15 protein-coding genes and 1 tRNA gene are annotated in these 20396 nt (G+C 32.2%); 4 read left to right on the top strand and 12 right to left on the bottom strand.

What is annotated here, in order from left to right; all coding sequences use genetic code 11:
- Nucleotides 1-32: 32 nt before the first annotated feature.
- The 3 genes from ACFWU4_RS03825 to ACFWU4_RS03815 are packed head-to-tail and all read right to left on the bottom strand — an operon-like array spanning nt 33 to nt 3950.
- A complete protein-coding gene (locus ACFWU4_RS03825) occupies nt 33-1160 on the bottom strand; it encodes a tetratricopeptide repeat protein (RefSeq protein WP_411125034.1) in 1128 nt (375 codons plus the stop codon).
- Between the two features lie 7 nt (nt 1161-1167).
- Nucleotides 1168-3588 carry an energy transducer TonB gene (locus ACFWU4_RS03820; RefSeq protein ID WP_411125032.1) on the bottom strand — a complete coding sequence of 807 codons (2421 nt, stop codon included), beginning with the start codon at nt 3586-3588 and terminating at the stop codon, nt 1168-1170.
- Between the two features lie 2 nt (nt 3589-3590).
- Complete coding sequence (locus tag ACFWU4_RS03815; protein ID WP_411125030.1) at nt 3591-3950, bottom strand: BlaI/MecI/CopY family transcriptional regulator; 360 nt, start codon at nt 3948-3950, stop codon at nt 3591-3593.
- A 115-nt stretch (nt 3951-4065) separates the two neighbouring features.
- On the opposite strand from ACFWU4_RS03815, the gene ACFWU4_RS03810 reads away from it, so the two are divergent.
- The gene (locus ACFWU4_RS03810; RefSeq protein WP_411125028.1) at nt 4066-4563 is read left to right on the top strand and encodes a DUF456 domain-containing protein; all 498 of its coding nucleotides are present in this window, start codon (nt 4066-4068) and stop codon (nt 4561-4563) included.
- A gap of 260 nt (nt 4564-4823) precedes the next feature.
- Here ACFWU4_RS03810 and ACFWU4_RS03805 read toward each other — a convergent pair whose 3' ends face one another.
- The 9 genes from ACFWU4_RS03805 to ACFWU4_RS03765 form a co-directional block, all read right to left on the bottom strand.
- Complete coding sequence (locus tag ACFWU4_RS03805; protein ID WP_411125026.1) at nt 4824-5492, bottom strand: response regulator; 669 nt, start codon at nt 5490-5492, stop codon at nt 4824-4826.
- Nucleotides 5493-5494: 2 nt separating this feature from the next.
- A complete protein-coding gene (locus tag ACFWU4_RS03800) occupies nt 5495-7525 on the bottom strand; it encodes an ATP-binding protein (protein WP_411125024.1) in 2031 nt (676 codons plus the stop codon).
- A 100-nt stretch (nt 7526-7625) separates the two neighbouring features.
- The gene (locus tag ACFWU4_RS03795; RefSeq protein ID WP_411125022.1) at nt 7626-7796 is read right to left on the bottom strand and encodes a hypothetical protein; all 171 of its coding nucleotides are present in this window, start codon (nt 7794-7796) and stop codon (nt 7626-7628) included.
- 521 nt (nt 7797-8317) lie between these two features.
- Nucleotides 8318-8391, bottom strand: a tRNA-Asp gene (locus tag ACFWU4_RS03790).
- Between the two features lie 77 nt (nt 8392-8468).
- Nucleotides 8469-9398, bottom strand: coding sequence for a DUF58 domain-containing protein (locus ACFWU4_RS03785; protein ID WP_411125020.1), 930 nt, complete (start codon nt 9396-9398; stop codon nt 8469-8471).
- Nucleotides 9399-9467: 69 nt separating this feature from the next.
- Entirely contained in the window at nt 9468-9785 is a 318-nt protein-coding gene (trxA, locus tag ACFWU4_RS03780) for a thioredoxin (protein ID WP_411125018.1), read from the bottom strand.
- Nucleotides 9786-9989: 204 nt separating this feature from the next.
- Nucleotides 9990-11831 (bottom strand): carboxypeptidase-like regulatory domain-containing protein, encoded by a 1842-nt coding sequence (locus ACFWU4_RS03775; RefSeq protein WP_411125016.1) that lies wholly within the window; start codon nt 11829-11831, stop codon nt 9990-9992.
- A 344-nt stretch (nt 11832-12175) separates the two neighbouring features.
- Complete coding sequence (gene dnaE, locus ACFWU4_RS03770) at nt 12176-16561, bottom strand: DNA polymerase III subunit alpha (RefSeq protein WP_411125015.1); 4386 nt, start codon at nt 16559-16561, stop codon at nt 12176-12178.
- A 369-nt stretch (nt 16562-16930) separates the two neighbouring features.
- Entirely contained in the window at nt 16931-18145 is a 1215-nt protein-coding gene (locus ACFWU4_RS03765) for a DUF6252 family protein (RefSeq protein ID WP_411125013.1), read from the bottom strand.
- Between the two features lie 211 nt (nt 18146-18356).
- On the opposite strand from ACFWU4_RS03765, the gene ACFWU4_RS03760 reads away from it, so the two are divergent.
- The 3 genes from ACFWU4_RS03760 (at nt 18357) to ACFWU4_RS03750 (ending at nt 20372) form a co-directional block, all read left to right on the top strand.
- Nucleotides 18357-18872: a 30S ribosomal protein S16 gene (locus ACFWU4_RS03760; RefSeq protein WP_411125011.1), complete on the top strand. Its 516-nt coding sequence runs from the start codon at nt 18357-18359 to the stop codon at nt 18870-18872.
- A gap of 174 nt (nt 18873-19046) precedes the next feature.
- A complete protein-coding gene (gene rimM / locus ACFWU4_RS03755) occupies nt 19047-19574 on the top strand; it encodes a ribosome maturation factor RimM (RefSeq protein WP_411125009.1) in 528 nt (175 codons plus the stop codon).
- An 84-nt stretch (nt 19575-19658) separates the two neighbouring features.
- On the top strand, nt 19659-20372 hold the full coding sequence (locus ACFWU4_RS03750) for a tRNA1(Val) (adenine(37)-N6)-methyltransferase (protein ID WP_411125007.1): 714 nt from the start codon (nt 19659-19661) through the stop codon (nt 20370-20372).
- Nucleotides 20373-20396: the final 24 nt, after the last annotated feature.

The raw sequence follows: 20396 nt of genomic DNA, 5'->3' as shown, positions 1-20396 counted from the left end.
GCACATTTCTGATACCGAAAAATACGATATTTTTAGTTTTTCTCTAAGAATTTTTCTTCTTTGAGTTCTTTGAGACGCCTTTCTGCAAATATTTTAAATGGGCTCTTACCTTTCTTTTTGAGATAGTCTTCGTACATTTTAATTTTAGTGTCTAAATCTGCATAAAACTCATCTTTTGTTCTAATGATATAAAACTCAGACATAAAGTTTAAAGGATCTTCTTTTAATGACTTTTGGAAGGCCTTAATAGCTTCTTCGTATTTTTTCTGTCTATTTAAAACAGTACCTAATTGTTGGTATTCCTCTGACCACGACTGATCCTGAATAAACAAAGACTTTTTATAATACTTTTCTGCATTTTCATAATCGCTAAGGCGCTCGTAATAGGAGCCAATAACGTATATAGCGTTTGCATTATTCGGATCATACTTTAAAGCTTCTTTCCTATGATATATCGCATCTTGGTAATCTGAATTCTGGGCATAACTAAGACTCAACTTTTCGTGTATAAATTCTGAGGTCTCACCTAGATCTATCAACTTTTTAAACCAAACTACAGAATGCGTATAGTACTCTTGGTAATAATAAGCTTGCGCTTTTAGACTTATTAAATCTAAATTCTTAGTATAACTTTTAAGGCCTACATCAATTAAGCGATGTGCTTCTTTAAATCTCCGTTTGTAAATATGGCGTTTTGCAATTTTAAAAATGGCTTTTTGATGCGTAGTATCTAGCAAAAAAGCATTTTTAAATTCTTTGAAAGCTATACTATCATTTTGTTTTTCTAAAACAACACCTAACTCATAATGATAATTTGGATTTAAGCTATCTGATTTAATTAAGTCTCTAAAAAGTATATTAGCGTCATCATACTTCTTTGTTCTGGTCAATAACTTTGCGTATTCATATTTATATAATGAATTTTCTGGATTTGTTTCTATCGCTTTTATATAATAAGCTAAACCTTCACCATAGTTACCAATAGCAATATACGCTTTTGCAATTTTACTGAAAAATAGTTCCTTGTTTTCTAGAGTTTTATAGGTTTCAATTGCTTTTGTAAAATTACCAGTAGCAAAGAGTTCATCTGCTTGATTAGAGACTTGTGCCTTAATGCTAATTACAACACATAAAAATAGTATTGATAAGTTAATTTTCATCTTAGAACTAATCTTTTTTACTTGATGCAACTTGAAAGATTATTGGCAAAGAATAAGATACTTCAACCTCAACACCATCATGCTTACCTGGCATAAATTTTGGCAATGCTTTAATAACACGCGACGCTTCATTTTCTAATTTCGGATGCGAAGCTCTAGCCTTTATATTTACGACTTCACCTTGTGTATTTACAACAAAATTTACAAATATTTTTTGTCTACCATTTATTCCTATTTTCGAAGCCATTTCAGTATCGAAATTTTGATTAACAAACTTACTAACCCCTTTACTTGTGCATTTTTTACGCTGCTCATTATCCGTTATTAATTCACAATCTGTAAAAGCTGGCACAAGATCTACATTAGAAAATGAAATTACCTTGTCGTTTATAGTGTTTTGCTCGACATCCTTAATAAATTTATCATATTTTGGTGTATTAGAATCAGTCTTCATTTCCTTCCTTAAATCCTCAATCTGACGATTTAATTGAATTACCACTGGATTTTTTTCACTTGAATTTTTTAAAATACGATCTCTTTGAGCAACTAGTTCATCTACTTTAGAACGCGTACCGGCAACTTGAAAAACAATTGGCAAACTATATGGCACCGTAACTAATTTACCTTTTTGTTTTCCTGGGATAAATTGAGGTAACATAGCAATTACCCGCTTAGCCTCAATTTCTAGTTTTTTACTTGGTCCTCTTGCTAAAATATTTTTAACATTACCTTCTTCATCAATCTTAAACTGAACGAATATGCGTTTTCGTCCAGGTGTTAATTCTTCTGCAATACCTGTATTGAAATTTTTATTAACGAATTTATTTATAAAGTCACTCAAACAAGACTTTCTTTCAATGTTATCAGTTATCTCAGAACACTCTATTAGAGTTGGTGCAGTATCTATGATACTGAATGGTACTTCTTCACGATGAACATTAAAATTAGAGTTCTCATTTGAAGGTTTAGATAAAAGTGTTTTAATTTCTTGAGTTGAAAATAAACGCACTAATCCATCATATTTATCTTTAGTTATTTCGACGGTATCTGTTTCATCGCTAACTATAAGTTTCTTGTACAAACGTCCATAAAATACGTCTTCAACTTTTTCATAGGCATCCATATGCTCCTCTTCTGTAAGGTTATCTATATCTTTTGAGATAACCTGCAGTGTTCTGTTAGATCTAGATTCAGTATGTATACGCTTGGCTTCATTTGTTTTTAAATATTCCAAATGCTCTTCATAGCTCCTGTTAAAATTAATCATTTCATCAAATTGTTCTATTTGTTTTGAGTCCATTTTATCAGAATCTTTAGATAACTTTTTTAATTCCATCCCTAAGTGTCTCATGTAAGCAACATATCTTAAAAACTCATCCTTAGTTGGTATATATTTTTTATCTGTATAATCGTAGTCGTCTCTAACATCCATAAAACTTTCCTCAATCTTAGATTTTTCAATAAGCTCTTTCAAGTATTTTTGAATGATTTCTTCGTCTGTAATCTCTTGGGTAACTACTGAACTTTGAGATTCTAATTTCTCTTGAGCTTTAACCTCAGTAGACGTATAAATTAGCATCGCAAACACCATAGGGATTAATAGTGTATACTTTATTAGATGTAACTGTTTAGATTTAGATTTTTGTAACATAGCGATTCGTTTTTTGATTAATGATTTTTTGAAAAAAGTATTGATAAAAGAGACATTATTAACATCAAAGACCTGATTAAGTAAACTCTGATAATAATCTACTTTTCCGTTTTGTTTAATAGATTTAGCGTCCGCAATGTATTCGTGTAGATCCTTAATTCTATTCTGATACATGTAAACCAAGGGATTAAACCAAAAGAGTATTCTTAGAAACTCGAAGAAAAGTAAATCTAGCGTATGAAGTTCTTTAATATGAACTAACTCGTGTTTGTAAATAACTGGTTTTTCAGTTTCTGAAATGTGTTCACCAAGAAAAATAGTATTAAAAAAAGAGAAAGCAGCACTACTTTTTATCAGTTTTACGATAAGGACATTACCTTTCCAACGTTTTGGGTTTTGCTGCTTTAACCAGTAAAGTTTAGCCATTTTAATAAGAAAAATAAGAGTTGTAAAAATAATGCCTACAAACACTATAATTTTCCATACTGGTGTTTGTGGTTGCTCAAGTATAATACCCGCTTGTTCAGCTACCAGAATATCCATTTCTGTTGGAGAGGATACCCCAATAAAAACTTCTGGTAATTGAATAACCACATCCTTGGTAGCCATTTGTTTTAATTGTGGCAACTTTATAAATGGTAAACAGAACGATAGTAACGCTGTTATAAGTAAATAGGCTCTGTTGTAATTAAAGAAGGTTTCTCGCTTTAAGAATAAATCGTAAATCAATAAAAACAATGCTTGAAATGCTATAATTTGAAGAATAGTATAAAGCATAATTAGTTCTTTTTATTTATTTCATTTAATAGTGTTTCTATGTCTTTAGAGTCTACATCATTCTTCTCTACAAAAAAGGAGACCATACTTTTAAAAGAGCCTTGAAAATAATTATCAACTAATTTATTTATAGATTGATTACTGTAGGATGATTTTTCTACAATAGGAAAATAAATATGACCCTTACCCTGTTTCTCGTAATCTACAAAACCCTTGGATTCTAAAATTCTAATAATTGTTGATACCGTATTATATGCTGGTTTTGGTTCTGGCAAAATCTCAATAACTGATTTAACATTGGCCTTTTTCAATTGCCAAAGGGCTTGCATAATCTCTTCTTCTGCTTTTGTTAGTTGCTTCATAATATTAATATATATTCAAATATAACTAAAAAATTAGTTTAAACTAATTTTTTAGTTCAAAGAATGTAACTTTAACACATATTTTGCGTCATACAATTGAATTTAAATTATTTATATGGAATTTTTTCTTGTGTTTATAGCACTACTTTTAATGATATTAGGCATTGTTGGTAGTTTCTTACCCATTCTACCTGGTCCTCTAACTAGCTGGGCAGGTCTCTTAGTTTTACACTTTACTGATGGCGTAGAGTTAAGTCAAACTTTTTTAATAGTCACACTTTTAATAGCAATCTTTATTTACGTATTAGACTATATAATACCAGCTATTGGCACAAAACGTTTTGGAGGCAGTAAAAGCGGCATGGTTGGTACAACATTTGGCCTAATTATAGGTTTATTATCACCTATACCATTCGGAATTATAATAGGCCCTTTTATAGGTGCTCTTATTGGTGAAATGATTCATAGAAATGATATACAAAAAGCTTTGAAAGCCGCTTTTGGGTCATTCTTAGGATTTATCACATCCACATTTTTAAAATTTATAGTTGCTATTATATTCTTAGGCTTTTTTATAGTAAAATTATCGGAACACAATACGAATTGGATTTAGCATTCGCTAAACGCTTTACATTAAATAAAAAAACCTAGTTACTAAAAGTAACTAGGTTTAATCTTCTTGCTATTAACTCAACAATTACTTAAAAAGGGATTAATTAATTCTTGTTGACTTGAGGTAAATATATGTAACCACCTTAACTTTTTGTTGTGGTAAAACCGCAGACTTAATGTGGTAAAACCGTAATTTCTAGCCACAACAGTATGTTGTAGGATTTTTTAAGGTAAAATAAAAGGTCATTTTATTCAAAAAATCTATAAATACCCTTTTTCTCGTGCCTCTTGTAATAGATTTTCGTCTTTTCCGTTAGTAACTGAAAATAATAATTTCAATTGCTTTTTTCTTTTTTCAATCGCACTTGTAGATAAAGGAATATGCTCGCTCAAACTTTTAGTCTTAATTCCTTGCGATAATAAATGTAGAATTTTACGGTTAATATCATCCACGTAAATTTCACTGGTAATGGTTTTCTTTACGTAGTTATTTACTGTGCTACTATAATAAGGTGGATATCGTAAAATTTGCTGAAATGCATCAGCTAATTCCATAGATGTTAAATCACTTTTTATTAAAAATCCATCCGGATTTATTTCCTTAATGATATTATGAATTCTAAAAGATTCATTAAACATAGTGAGTATAATTATTTTTGCCTCTGGCAATACCTTTTTAGCTAAAAGCGCTAAATCTTCTCCCGAAGCGTATCTACCGTCCTCAGAAGGTGGTAAACTAATATCAAAAAAACACACATCATAATGGGTGTTTTTAGACGCCCTATTAATCATTAATTGAGCTGTATCACAATTATTAGCCGTATCAATAAGCAGCGTTTGGTCATCCTCCTTAGTAGCCATTAAAACGTTTTGATAACCCTCTATAATTATTGGGTGATCATCTACCATAAGTATATTAATGTGCTTCATTACTATTGCTTAGTATAAGGAATTTTAACCTTAACAGTTGTACCATTATCAGGCTGAGACGTAAAAGCAATTTCGCCATTGATATCCTCAACCCGAGAGGACATATTTTTTAAGCCAATTCCTTTCTTGTTTTTTGACTTATCAAACCCTTTTCCGTCATCAATGATGTCTAAGCAAATTACGTCTTTTTCTAAAGAAATACTAATTTTTATCTCTTTAGCATTTGCATGTTTATAGATATTTTGCATTGACTCTTGAATGATCCTATAAATATTAATCTTGATTTTATTGCTTACCAAATCCCAACTAATATCATCAGTATAATTAAAATCATAAGCCAATTTGTATGCTTGTGCTTGGTTCTCAATAAGTTCTGTAACAATATCCATAAAACCGGTACCAGAAACAAAATCGGTATTTAACTCATGTGATATTTTACGAATATCATCTTCAATGGTTTTAAGCTGACCGATGTAATTAGCTCGAGTCATCATGGCATCCTTTCCATCTTTAAAATTCATACTATCAAGACTTAAGCGCGTACCAAAAAGCCGTCCTAAAACACCATCATGTAGTTCTTTAGATACTCTTATTTTTTCTTTAGCCCTTGCCTCGTCAACCTTATCTTGTTGACCAAGCATAAGGTTATAAATATCTTCATTAGCCTTTTGCTGTACTTGTAATAGTTTTAATTTTCTGTTTTTAGCGCGTTGAGAAATGACAATATAAACTAAAATTGCGGTCAACAATAAACCGATAGATACTATAACTAAGTATAAATTTTCTTTTGAAATTTGCTCATTTTCTGCTTCGAGTTGGTCTGAATCAAATTCTATTCTGGCAGATTTATTTCTAGAGTTCCGCTCTAAATTCAATAAACTATCTGTGAGCTTAATATGCTCGTTAAGATACTTTTTACCTTCTTCACCCTCTTTTATTTGAGACAAAATTAATAGCGCCTCTAATGTGTAGTCATTTGATGATAAGTATTTTGAAATATCATATGTCTCTTTAGCATATATATAAGCAGAATCTAGCTTTTGTCTTTTGAGATAAAATTTAGACAAATCTGTAGTTACTGCCATTTTTGTTACTTCATCATCATTAACTTCTGCTAATTTATAGGCATCATAAAATGTGTTTTGTAATCTATTGTATTCTGTACTACCATCTAAAAACTCTGTATAGGCAATATTATTTATGATGAGGGCATAAAAAGTAGGATCATAGTCTTGATACTTCGATTTTAAAGGGACTAAACTTCTATAGAGCTCTAAAGTTTTTTTATAGTTTTTTAGCTCTCTATAAACGAAAGCCATATTATTTATTGAATAAATCTTATTGATAAACCCATCTTCCATACTATCAGCAATTGCAATGGCTTTATCATGATATTCTAGAGACTTTTCAAAATCCCCTAGTTCTGAAGAAATATCACCAATCCTATTATAAAGAATCCAAAGATTGTCGAGATTGTTTTCAGTTTCAGGTAGAGCATCTAAAATCTTTATAGCTCTTATAGCACTATACTCACTCGATGTATAATCTTTCTCGTTGTATTGTAAATTAGCTATACTCATTAGAACATATGCCTTTTGTTCTAATTCATCAAACGCATTATAGTATTTTAGTGCGGTAGAAAAAAAATAATAAGCACTATCATTTTTTGATTGAAGTTTATAAATACCGCCCAAATTTAAATTTGCCACAGCTAAACCAGATGTATCTTTTAACTTTTTGGCAAGCTCTACATTTACTTTATTAATAGAAATATAGTTATCATAATCTTTTAGCTCCGCGTATATCAAGGCCATATTTCTATTAACCTTTAAGGTAATTGAGTCAACGGCTAGCTCCTTAGAAATTTTATCAGATTTATACGCATATTTTGTCCTCTCACCGATTGTAAAAGAAGGATTTTTAGATTTATTGATTAAATCATCTATCTCAGCTAGAAGAGAATTTTGTTTTGCATTTTGACCATAACCAAAATTGCAAATAAGTATTAGTAATAAGATTAATATAACTCTCAATTATAAATAAGATAAGTTATTCAAAGGTATATTAATTTAGCTAATGCAAGAAGCCCTAATGAAAATTAAGGCTAATGGTATTAAAGTATTTAATAAGTTATTATCCGGCTGGTTGAAGTTTTGCCTTGCCTCTTTTATGTGCAATTACATTATTATCGTATGTTTCATACGTAGGGTTTTCATCAGTATTAACAATATTATCCGATTGTACACCAGATATTGTTAAAACAAGTACAGCAACTAAAGCTAAAGTAATTTTAAGAGTCTTCATAAGTATTTCAATTTAGGGTTAAGTAATAGTCAATATTTAAATGCATAACGATTATCGCTATGACGTTGAGGGAGGAAAATGGATTATTAACTATCTAGGTGGTAACCTAAATTTGTACTAAAATAAAACGAGGGACGTTTAGTTAGACAGATACTGTCTGTAGTAAAATGGATTTTATTTCCTTTTTAAGTGATTTGAGGACCTAAGAAGGATTACAAATATACTATTAATTAAACAGCAACAAAAAATAATATCGTTTAAATGTTTTATTTTATCGATAAAATGTATTTTTAATGTTCATAACATGTTAAAAAAGACACTTTATCTTATAAAATAGCTTTTTACCCTAATTCTACAAAACAAAAAAGCATCCCAATTTCACAAGGAAAAAGGAAAGCCTTTCATTGGTAAATATCCAATTAAATTGGATTTCTACTACGTCTCAGATTTTACCCTGAGAACAACACAACATCTTTACACTAAAAAAGCCCCAATTTCTCAGAGCTTTTCTACATTTTTTGCGGTCTGGACGGGACTCGAACCCGCGACCTTCGCCGTGACAGGGCGACATTCTAACCAGCTGAACTACCAGACCGTTGCATAAATGCGAGGGCAAATATACATTGCATTTTTAATATCGCAAACAAAAAAGAATAAAATATAAGTATTTATTTATACAAATTTTTGTCGCTCTATCATATATGTAGTTAGTATCTGATTAAAACCTGCATTAATATCGGCCTCAACATACTTTATTCTATATTGACCACACTTTAATCTTAAATTATTAAAGTATGCTTTTACTACCTTTTCGTAGTTCTCTTTCACATTATCAGCGTATAAATTAATATTGTCACCTGTCTCTATATCAATAAATCGTTTTGGTCTATTGTCAAAATCGAACGTTAGCTCTTTTGCTTTATCAAACACATGAAACAAAACAACTTCGTGCTTATTATGCTTTAAATGCCTTAAAGCCTCAAATAATTTTTCATCATCCTCAGAAGTTTGAAACATATCTGTAAATATAAAAATCAATGATCTACGATGTACCTTTTCTGCAATCTGATGGAGATAAAGGTAGGTTTCTGTTTTTTTAGAAACTGGTTTTGAAACTACAGTCTCACTTAATTTAGTCGTTAACATTCTATGATGACGCTCACTACCTTTTTCTGGTGAATAAAAATCATAGGTGTCACTATATATACTCAAACCAACAGCATCACGTTGTTTTTTAAGAATGTGCATTAAAGATGCACTTGCTAAGGCTGAAAACGAAATTTTATTTAAGTTATCTATAGTAGAACCAGCTGATTCAGGATAGTGCATAGAACTACTATTATCTACAATGAGATGGCACCTAAGATTTGTTTCCTCATCATAACGCTTCGTATATAAACGATCTGTTTTTGCATAAAGCTTCCAATCTATATGCTTAGTGCTTTCTCCTTGATTGTAGATTTTATGCTCAGCAAATTCTGCTGAAAACCCATGAAACGGGCTTTTATGCATACCAGCAATAAAACCTTCAACCACTTGCTTGGCAAGTAACTCTAAGTTTTTAAAACCACCTGCTTTATTAAGTTCTAATTGTAAATCCATGAGCAATCGAAACTAAAAAAGGTTTGCCTTATAGACAAACCTTTTATCATTTCTTTTAGAGTATTATTTCTATAAAAGTGCATCTATAGCTTCAGCGTAAGCCGTTTTTGGTGCTACACCAACTTGGCGACCAACTACCTCTCCGTTCTGAAAAACTAATACCGTAGGTATATTTCTTACTCCATACTTAGCAGCAAATTCTTGATTTGCATCAACGTCTATCTTACCAACTACAGCTTTACCTTCGTATTCTGTACTGATTTCATCAATGATTGGTCCAACCATACGACAAGGTCCACACCATGCAGCCCAAAAATCGACCACAACTGGTTTATCACTCTTTAATACTGTTTCTTCAAATGTTGCATCTGTAATTTCTAATGCCATAATATTTATTTTTTAGTGTATTCTACTTCTGTTTAATGTTCTATCTATGGATAGATACACAAAATTAGTCAAAAATTTTGCCAAACCTTACAGTGGCAGTATTTGATTTGGTTATGGTGGTATTTGTGAAATGCATTTTTATTCTATCATAATCGAAAAACTATCTAACTTTCGACTTAAAATTTGAATTTAGTACTCATTAATTTAAAACCTAAAAGCCACACTTGCATTTACACTAATTGTATTTTTAAATATATGTTCTCGGTTAGATACTGTAGATAAATTTTCCTGTCCATTCTCAAGAAACACTTTCTTCGGAGCCAATAAAAACCCACCTTTTTCACGAAAAACCAATCCGTTTTTGTTGTTTAGGGCTATATTATATGAAGTAGATATTAAAAAGCTGAAATTTTTACTTTGCTCAATAGAAAAAACTAAACTTGGCTTTAGTCTAAAACCTCTTTGAGAAAGAAATGTATCCAACTTATCGCTATCAATTTTTTCTCCATCAATTCTAATATCATTATCTAGCTCAAAGCGTTTAAGAAAATAATCTAATTCTTGGTAACCAAAGTGAATTCTAGGTGACACGTTTATTGGTCGTCCATTAGGATTTAAATTTATTTTACTGGACAGAACAATATCATTAGCTATAATTCCTGTTTTTGTTAGTTTAGTTTGACCAGCGTAGCCAATCAAAAAATAAGGCTTAATTTCATAAAATATTGATATATCATAACTGAGCGCTCCTTTGTTTGTTGACTCATTATCGTCTTGAATATCTATAACTGAATTGGTGTAACTTACACTATGAGATGCGATATTAAAAGCAGTCCAACCTAATCCCATTTCAAAAGATAATTTTTTTCTAAGTGCTAAAAGCCCATTCTCTTCTTCATCAACCTCCTCATCTACTGTATAATCTATAGATTTAAACAATGTCTCAGATAATGGATCAGGTGAAATAATGGTATAGTTGTCCCAAAAGTTTGGATCGTATGCTTTGGTTTCATCTAACAGAATTTCAGTAAACTGAAGCCTTTCTATATATGGAATTTTAGTTTTACTAGGTACAATATCCGTTGTAACATACTCACTGGTTAAGTTTAGAACTTTTCCTCCTTTCGTAAAAGCTGTAGTGTAATATGAATTAGAAAATCGCCATAGCTTATCCTCACTTTGCTTGTAGGTTACTGTATAATTAAAAAATTCTCTAGGTCCCAACACTCCAAAATTAGTATTGAGCTTAATATCTGCTTTTACTATGGCAAAGGTCTCGTTTTGAATATAGACGTAAGCCGAATTACTATTATCCTCATTAACTAAAACTTTAAAAATATCTGTTCCATTTTGTCGTAAGGTATCTACAATTTTATAGTTGTAATTTTCTGGTTTTGAAAGAAAAGCATCTCTTCTTGCCACGATGTCAAATCTATGAATATGATGACTTCCGGCATAAATTCTAAAATTTAGAGAGTCTAATTCATCTCCTTCATATTTTCGGAATTCAATGAGTTTTACATCACCAGATCTGTTTTTTTTAGTGTAATCTTCTTTAATGGCTTCAACAACAGCTTCTGCTATATAAATTGGTTGTTCTTTATTTTCCCTAGTCGTGGTTTCTCTTAAAAAACCTGTGTGTGTTTCGCTAATCGTTGGATAATTATTCGGAATTGCCTTTATGGCTTTTTCTACCAGTTCTCTGGCATAATCTATTTCTTTGTCATTTGAAGTAATGAAAACTTCACTTAATTGCGTAATATCTTCGGTTAGAATTATGGTTCCCATTTCATCAGTCCTTTCTACTATTTTTGTTTTATAACCCAATGACGAGATGACTAAGCGTTTATTTTTGTTTTCAGTACTTATAACCAATGTAAAAAGACCTATATCATTAGAAATTATGCCATTATTGGTATTCTCAACCCGAATGGTCGCGTACGGAATTGGCTCGTTTTTAGTGTTAACGATTTTTCCAGAAATAGCGGATTGTGCTAAAATACATTGGAAGAAACATATAAATACTATTGTAACTAACTTTTTCATTTAGCTTGAATTATTTTAAGTGATTTGAATCTTTATAAACACATATTCCTAAGAGCGTAATACCAATTTGACGAGTCTTGTAACAGAATTATCATTAGTTAATGTAATAATGTAGTTAAGAATTTAACTTCTAATAAAATTATATCTAGTGAATTATATTCACACTTTTTTAATCACAATAATCTAAATTTATGCTTTTAGAGTAATCGAATTAAAACTTCAATTTTCTATCATGGAAATATCAACTATTATGCTCTTAGCAACAAAATTAGTAACTGGAATATTGGACTCATCCTCTATATATTAATAAATATACTTGTTTTTCTTAAAATACTTTTCATAAATCAATTCAACTTATACCGAACATCATGCTCCTTCAATTCATGTAATAGTTCTTGAGAAATCTTCACTTTCTGCTTACGGCTTGGCATTTGCACTTTAATTTTTTCTTTGTTATCGTAAACCACAAAATTAAGTGTATTACTGCCTTCGTGGATTCGTAATAAATCGTGCAACTTAGTTATTTTTCCTTCACCTAAATCATCGATATTTAGTTGTATAGATAACTTTTTAGCATAATTGTCCATAACATCATGCAACAACTGAAAACTATTAAACTGAATTCTCGGATCGCCTTTTTTACCTGTATCTCTATTGACCCAACCTTCTTTTATAAAGGCTCTCACGTAAACAAATGAGTTAATCACAAAGAAGTGTCTAAACTTTAAATAGTCTTCTCCAAAGATTCTAAACTCAAAACTATCGGTATAATCTTCAATGGTAAATAATGCCCAACCTTTTCCTTGTTTACTCACGCGATGCTGCACGTCTGTTACAACTCCACCAAAGGTGATTTCACGATTTAAAACAGAATTTAAATCATTAAAATGCGCTATAACTCCATTACAAAAGGTTTTCATTTCAATTTTAAAATCATCTAAAGGATGGCCAGAAATATAAATCCCAACAACTTCTTTTTCGCGAGACAACTTCTCCATAGTTCCCCAATCTTCGCATGGTGGTACAATTGGTTCTGCAATCTGTACATCACTAGCAGCACCAAACATACTTATCTGAGCAGAATTTTCATTTTCTTGGTGTTTAGCTCCGTACTTCACTGCTTTTTCTAAGAATGTAATCCCATCACCATCGTGCGCAAAATACTGTGCACGATGAGTGTCTGACCAACAATCAAATCCACCTGCATTTGCTAAACCTTCAAAGGCTTTTTTATTAGCAGCACGTAAATCGATACGTTTTGCCAAATCGAAAATAGATTTATAGTGTCCATCTTCTTTACGACCTTCAACAATGGTTTTAACAGCACCATGACCAACACCTTTAATCGCTCCCATTCCGAAACGAACTGCATTATCTTTATTAACCGAAAACTTGTAATAACTCTCATTAACTGATGGTCCCAAAACAGGTAAACGCATACGCTTACACTCTTCCATAAAAAAGGTGACGGATTTAATATCATTCATGTTATTAGATAAAACCGCAGCCATATATTCTGCTGGATAGTGCGCTTTTAAATACGCCGTTTGGTAAGCAATCCAAGCATAACACGTAGAGTGACTTTTATTAAACGCATACTGAGCGAAAGCCTCCCAATCTTTCCAGATTTTCTCTAAGATTTTGGCATCATGTCCTTTTGCACCAGCTTGTTCAATAAACTTCGGTTTCATTTTATCGAGAACTGCAATCTGCTTTTTACCCATCGCCTTTCTCAAAACATCGGCTTCACCTTTGGTAAAATCTGCCAATTTTTGAGACAACAACATAACCTGCTCTTGGTATACCGTAATACCGTATGTTTCTTTAAGATATTCTTCCATTTCTGGTAAGTCGTATACAATCTCTTCATCGCCATGCTTCCGAGCAATAAAACTTGGTATATATTCCATAGGACCTGGACGATATAGTGCATTCATGGCAATTAAATCATCAAAAACTGTAGGTTTAAGATTCTTCATGTGCTTCTGCATTCCAGGAGATTCATACTGAAACACACCAACCGTTTCACCTCTTTGGAATAACTCGTAAGTTTTTACATCATCTAAAGGAAAGTTTTCAGGATCGAGCAAAATATCATGTTTTGCCTTTACAATCTTAACCGTATCCTTAATTAAAGTTAAGGTTTTCAGTCCTAAGAAATCCATCTTTAATAAACCTGCATCTTCAACTACAGAGTTATCAAACTGTGTCACATATAAGTCGGAATCCTTAGCCAAAGCCACAGGAACGTAATTTGTAATATCACCAGGTGTAATAATCACACCACAAGCGTGAATACCCGTATTACGAACCGAACCCTCTAAAACTCTTGCCTGATTTACAGTTTCTGCCTGCAAATCTTCACCATCTGAAATATTAAGTAGTTCGTTAACTTTCTCTAAATCTTCGGCTCTAAATTTCTTACCTAGTTCCTTTTCAGAGAGTCCAAAAATCTTTCCGAGTTTAGACATTGTCGGGATCAACTTCGAAATCCGGTCTGCATCTCCAAGTGGTAAATCTAAAACTCTTGCCGTATCTCTAATGGATGACTTTGCTGCCATGGTCCCATAAGTGATAATCTGAGCTACCTGATTAGAACCATATTTATCGATTACATAATCCATAACACGCCCTCGACCTTCGTCATCAAAATCGATATCGATATCTGGCATACTTACACGATCTGGATTAAGGAAACGCTCAAAAAGTAAGTCATACTTAATAGGGTCAATATTCGTTATCCAAAGACAATAGGCAACCACAGATCCTGCTGCAGAACCTCGACCAGGACCAACAGAAACATCCATCTTTCTTGCTTCGCGAATAAAATCTTCTACGATTAAGAAATAACCCGGATAACCAGTGTTTTCAATAACACTCAACTCAAAATCGAGACGTTCTTTAATTTCAGGTGTAATGTCTCCATAACGTTTTTCAGCGCCATTATAAGTGAGATGTTTTAGAAATGCATTCTCACCACGCTTACCATTATCAGCTTCATCAGCTTCGTCTTTAAATTCATTGGGTATATCAAAAGCTGGTAATAAAACATCTCGTGCTAATTCATATGGCTCAATCTTATCGACTACTTCTTGAATATTTACAATCGCTTCTGGCACATCTCTAAACAAGGCCTTCATTTCTTCAGAAGACTTAAAATAGTACTCTTGATTTGGTAAACCGTAACGATAACCTCGTCCACGACCTATTGGTGTCGCTTGTTTTTCACCATCTTTTACGCAGAGTAAAATATCGTGTGCATTGGCATTTTCTTGTTCAACATAATAGGTGTTATTCGTTGCCACTAACTTTACATCATGCTTTTTAGCGAATTGAATCAGAACAGGATTCACACGATTTTCATCCTCTTGATTATGACGCATTAACTCAATGTACAGGTCATCTTGAAACGTATCTTTCCACCATAATAGAGCTTCTTCAGCTTGATTTTCACCAACGTTAAGCACCTTACTTGGTACTTCACCATAAAGATTTCCTGTTAAACAAATGAGATCTTCTTTGTAGTGCTCTATTAGTTGCTTATCAATTCTTGGGACATAATAAAACCCATCTGTAAATGCTGCAGAAGACAATTTGGCTAAATTATGATAGCCTTTTTTCGTCTTTGCCATCAGCACAATTTGGTAACCGTTGTCTTTTCGGGTTTTGTCTGCGTGGTTTTCACAGACAAAGAATTCACAACCAATAATTGGTTTTATAAATTTTCCTTGCTTTTCTATACCAGCTTCTTCAGCTTCGCTGTGTTGCGCTTTTACTTTTTTATTATGATTACCAACAGCACTTACAAAGTGAAAAGCTCCCATCATGTTTCCATGATCTGTTAATGCAACAGCTGGCATATCTTCTTTAGCTGCAGCAGCAACTAAGTCTTTAACACTTATAGTGGATTGAAGTATTGAAAACTGAGAATGATTATGCAGATGCACAAAATCAACCTCTGCTAATTTTGAAACTGCTTCATTATTTGTATCAGTGGGAATAGAATCTACTTGCTCTTTTTGTAAACGCTCATTAATCTTTGCGCTTGCACGTTTTAGATTAATATGTTTTAAACCTATTAATTGAATTGTATCAGGATTTTCTTCAGAAAATTTCTGAAAATAATCTGGCTGAACATCTAATTGTTCTTTAGTGTATTGTTGCTTTCTTATCAGCTCGAAAAAACAACGTGTCGTTGCCTCAACATCTGCAGTGGCATTATGCGCCTCGCCAAATGGTTTATTAAATAGAAATTGGTGTAATTCTGTTAACGTTGGTAATTTAAATTTACCGTAACGACCTCCTGGAATCTGGCATAAGTTCGCGGTATGTTCTGTACAGGTATCTAAAACTGGTAGTTCTTGCAATTGGTTAGCTAAATCTTCTCTAACAAACTCAGCTCCCATTATATTTAAATCGAACTTTACATTTTGTCCGACTACAAAATTCGTCTTTGATAAAGCAATATTAAATTTTTCTAATACCTTAAATAATGGCACACCTTCCTCTTGAGCTAATTCTGTAGAAATACCATGAATTTTCTCTGCATCATATGGAATATTGAAACCCTCGGGCTTTATCAAATAATCTTGATGCTCAATACAGTTGCCCATCGCATCATGCAATTGCCATGCAATTTGTATACACCTTGGCCAGTTATCTGTATCCGTTATAGGTGCATCCCAACGCTTTGGCAAGCCTGTTGTTTCAGTATCAAATATTAGGTACATAGCGCTTTATTATCTTAAAAAATGAGAACATTAAAATTAAGAAATAATCAAACTTTATTAAAATGAAGTTATAAACACTTGTAAACAAAAAGCCTCGCAAGTTAAGTCACTTTTTCTCCACTGATATATTCACTTAACACGACAACCTCATTGTTGTAAGAAAACAGGGCATTATGAAAAAATTTCCTTTTATAATTTTCAATCAGTAACTTGTTTAATTTACCTACAACTATTCTTTATTTATCAACACCTTCTTTATAGCCGTGTTATGCTCAAGTATGTTAACAGTATTTAAAACTCTTTAACAAGGTTTAATAAAAAAGCGTTACTCACATGAATAACGCTTACACTATAAAATTTAATTAATTTCTAAGCTTGTAAATAATCTGGGACACCATCTCCATCAGTATCTAAAGCATCTGCAGGATCACCATCGCCATTGGGATCGGCATTTTCATTTATTGTTAAAATACCATCTCCATCGTCGTCGTCATCCAAATAATTCACAATACCATCGCCATCTGTATCCTCAGGATTTCCATTAACATCTAAAGCTTCAAATTGCGTTAATATACCATCATCATCATCATCGGTATCTAAAAAATCAAAAATACCATCGCCATCCGAATCATCGTCAGGATCGTCTAAATTCCCAACACCATCTATATTTTCAAAAAAGTTAGGGATACCATCATTATCCGTATCACTGCAATCTAAGGTATCAATTTCAAATAAAATACTACCGTCTTCATCACCACAAAATTGTCTTTGCTCATTAAGATAAAACAAAAACTGTGCACACAAGGCATTAAAGTTTGATACCATTGAAGCATTATATTGTGCCTCTGCTTCAACTCTATTTGCTGTAGCCATATCACAGCTTAACTCACAACTACCGAGAGCTTCAATTCTATCTTGTATGATTCCATCTACATCACCACAAAAATTACGTTGTTCATTTAATGCAGCTATGTAAGCATTGCATGATACTTCAAATGCAGCACTATCTACGAATTCTAAACTAGGATCGAACGTAGCTTGGTATGCTAATAACGCTGTATCCGTTTCCATTTCCTTGTCTAAACAGGTAACTGGATTTGCAGGAATAGCTCCAGATATTAGCGGAACCTTAAAAAAGATACCATTGGCGTATCCAATAGAATTTAATCCAGTATCATCAAAAGCTAAAAATCTAAACGTACCAGTAAAAGTAGCGTTTGCCATATCAATCTCTTCAATAACAATTTCCCCTAATTCAGGATAAATAGAAACAGTTGGATCTGGTCTATTATTAGTTGTAAATGTAGTACCAAAACCACTAATATATTGAGCTTCTATTGTATTAACATCCCCAAACACAAAAGTCCCTTCGATTACAGATGGCACTTTAAGGTTAACTATTTCACCATTATTACTGCCAGTTATGGTTAAAAATCCATTTTCATCAATACTAGCGGAAAAAGCTCTTGCTCGCCAAAGTTCGTTTTCACGATCACCTTGGAAGGCAGGAGTATTAAATTGAACTTCGTCACCACAGCTAAATACTGTCAAAAAAACAAGAGATAAGAGAATTAGTTTTTTCATGCTTAAATAAATATTGGCTTTGTTTCAAATATAACGAAACAAGAATTTCAAAAGTATAATATTTTTTAATACTTCAGAGAACTTAGTTTTTGTTTTGGTTAAAGTGATAAACTTTTAGTTAAAACGACTAAAACCCTTGCAAATTAAAAAAATAGAGTATCTTTGCGCCCTCATTAATAACAGAGGTCGAGAACCTCACTAATTAATTATTATGCCTGTAAAAATTAGATTACAAAGACACGGTAAAAAAGGAAAACCTTATTACTGGATCGTAGCAGCGGATTCTCGCTCTAAAAGAGACGGTAAATACTTAGAGAAACTAGGTGCTTACAATCCTAATACAAATCCTGCAACTATAGAATTAGATGTTAACGGAGCTGTACAATGGTTACAAAATGGTGCTCAACCAACTGACACTGCTAAAGCAATTTTATCTTATAAAGGAGCTATGCTAAAACATCATTTAGCTGGTGGAGTTAGAAAAGGTGCTTTAACTGAAGAACAAGCTGAAACTAAATTCAACGCTTGGTTAGAAGAAAAAGCAGCTAAAGTACAAGCTAAAGCAGATGGTTTATCTAAAGTAGATGCCGATGCTAAAGCTAAAGCATTAGAAGCCGAAAAAGCAGTAAACGAAGCGCGTATAGCTGCAGCTGCACCAGTTGTTGAAGAAGAAGTAGCAGAAGATGTTGCAACTGAAGAAACAGCAGCTTCTAACGAAGAAGAATAAAAAAATTATTTTATACTTTTAAACCCAGACTATTATTAGTCTGGGTTTTTTATTACACAAAATCTCAAAAAGATTTTAAGTAATAATCCTCATGAAAATGAGGATCTCATCAAAATTTGGTAAAAATATTAATAAGATTCCCGTTTTCACGGGAACGATAAATGAACGTTCGTTTTGAAAAAAGAAGATTGTTTTTATCTAGGAAAAATAGTGAAGAAGTATAGCTTTAAAGGTGAACTCCTTGCCAAGTTAGACACAGACGAACCTGATTTATATGATAATTTGGACGCAATTTTTATTGATTTGAGAGGAAATCTTGTTCCGTTCTTTGTTGAATCATCACAATTACACAAATCTGATTTATTACGTTTAAAATTTGAAGATGTAGATACTGAAGCTGATGCTGATGCTTTAATGAAAACTGAATTGTATTTACCATTAGATTTACTACCAAAACTAGATGGTAATAAGTTTTATTTCCATGAAGTTATTGGATTTAAAATTAAAGATGAAAAATTTGGAGAAGTAGGCCTTATTCAAGGTATCAATGACACAACGGCTCAGTCTTTATTTGAAATTGATAGAAACGGAGTAGAAATATTAATTCCTATGAATGATGAATTTATTGTAAAAGTCGATAGGGACAACGAAACTATTATTGTTAATACTCCTGAAGGTCTAATAGATCTATATCTTGAATAATATTTGTCATTCCTGCTCAACCAGGAATCCACTATAAAATCTATAAAGAAATCGATTTCTGCTTTTGCAGGAATGACAACACTAATGAATAAACCATTTAAATTCAAAGAATTCTCTGTAAACCAAGACCAATGTGCTATGAAAATTGGCACTGATGCAGTATTACTTGGAGCGTGGACATCTCTAGAAACTCATCCTTTCTCAGTTTTAGATATTGGATCAGGAAGCGGAATTTTAGCCTTAATGATTGCTCAAAGAAGTGAAGCACAAACTATTGAAGCTATTGAAATTGATGATAATGCATATGAACAATGTTCATCAAATTTCGAGAATTCACCTTGGGCCGATCGCTTATTTTGCTTTCATGCTTCTTTATTAGAATTTGTAGAAGAAGTAGATGATGAATTTGATTTAATAATTTGTAATCCTCCTTTTTATTCAGAAGATTATAAAACTAATAATGCCACAAGAGATTTAGCGCGTTTTAATGATGCCATGCCTTTTGAGCATTTAATTTATGCTGTAGCTCATTTACTTTCTGAAAATGGTATATTCTCAGTTATTATACCATTTAAAGAAGAAAGTCGTATCATTGATTTGGCCTCAAAAGTAGGTTTATTTCTTAACCGTTCACTTCATGTAAAAGGAAATCCTGATTCGGAAATAAAACGAAGTCTACTAGAGTTCTCTTACAAAGGCACAGAAGTAATATCTTCAGAATTAATTATAGAGACTTCACGTCATAATTACACTGAAGATTACATCAATCTCACCAAAGAATTTTATCTGAAAATGTAGCATAGCTTTTGTTCTATGAAAACG

It is taken from the genome of Winogradskyella sp. PE311, from assembly GCF_046545555.1.
Classification (GTDB): Bacteria; Bacteroidota; Bacteroidia; order Flavobacteriales; family Flavobacteriaceae; genus Winogradskyella.
This window is presented reverse-complemented; position numbering and strand designations above follow the sequence as displayed.

Coding starts and splice junctions, on each gene's coding strand:
- ACFWU4_RS03805 (WP_411125026.1), bottom strand. CDS start 5,492: ATGAAGCACATTAATATACTTATGGTAGATGATCACCCAATAATTATA.
- ACFWU4_RS03815 (WP_411125030.1), bottom strand. CDS start 3,950: ATGAAGCAACTAACAAAAGCAGAAGAAGAGATTATGCAAGCCCTTTGG.
- ACFWU4_RS03750 (WP_411125007.1), top strand. CDS start 19,659: ATGAATAAACCATTTAAATTCAAAGAATTCTCTGTAAACCAAGACCAA.
- ACFWU4_RS03785 (WP_411125020.1), bottom strand. CDS start 9,398: ATGGATTTACAATTAGAACTTAATAAAGCAGGTGGTTTTAAAAACTTA.
- ACFWU4_RS03820 (WP_411125032.1), bottom strand. CDS start 3,588: ATGCTTTATACTATTCTTCAAATTATAGCATTTCAAGCATTGTTTTTA.
- trxA (WP_411125018.1), bottom strand. CDS start 9,785: ATGGCATTAGAAATTACAGATGCAACATTTGAAGAAACAGTATTAAAG.
- ACFWU4_RS03775 (WP_411125016.1), bottom strand. CDS start 11,831: ATGAAAAAGTTAGTTACAATAGTATTTATATGTTTCTTCCAATGTATT.
- dnaE (WP_411125015.1), bottom strand. CDS start 16,561: ATGTACCTAATATTTGATACTGAAACAACAGGCTTGCCAAAGCGTTGG.
- ACFWU4_RS03760 (WP_411125011.1), top strand. CDS start 18,357: ATGCCTGTAAAAATTAGATTACAAAGACACGGTAAAAAAGGAAAACCT.
- ACFWU4_RS03795 (WP_411125022.1), bottom strand. CDS start 7,796: ATGAAGACTCTTAAAATTACTTTAGCTTTAGTTGCTGTACTTGTTTTA.
- ACFWU4_RS03825 (WP_411125034.1), bottom strand. CDS start 1,160: ATGAAAATTAACTTATCAATACTATTTTTATGTGTTGTAATTAGCATT.
- ACFWU4_RS03810 (WP_411125028.1), top strand. CDS start 4,066: ATGGAATTTTTTCTTGTGTTTATAGCACTACTTTTAATGATATTAGGC.
- ACFWU4_RS03765 (WP_411125013.1), bottom strand. CDS start 18,145: ATGAAAAAACTAATTCTCTTATCTCTTGTTTTTTTGACAGTATTTAGC.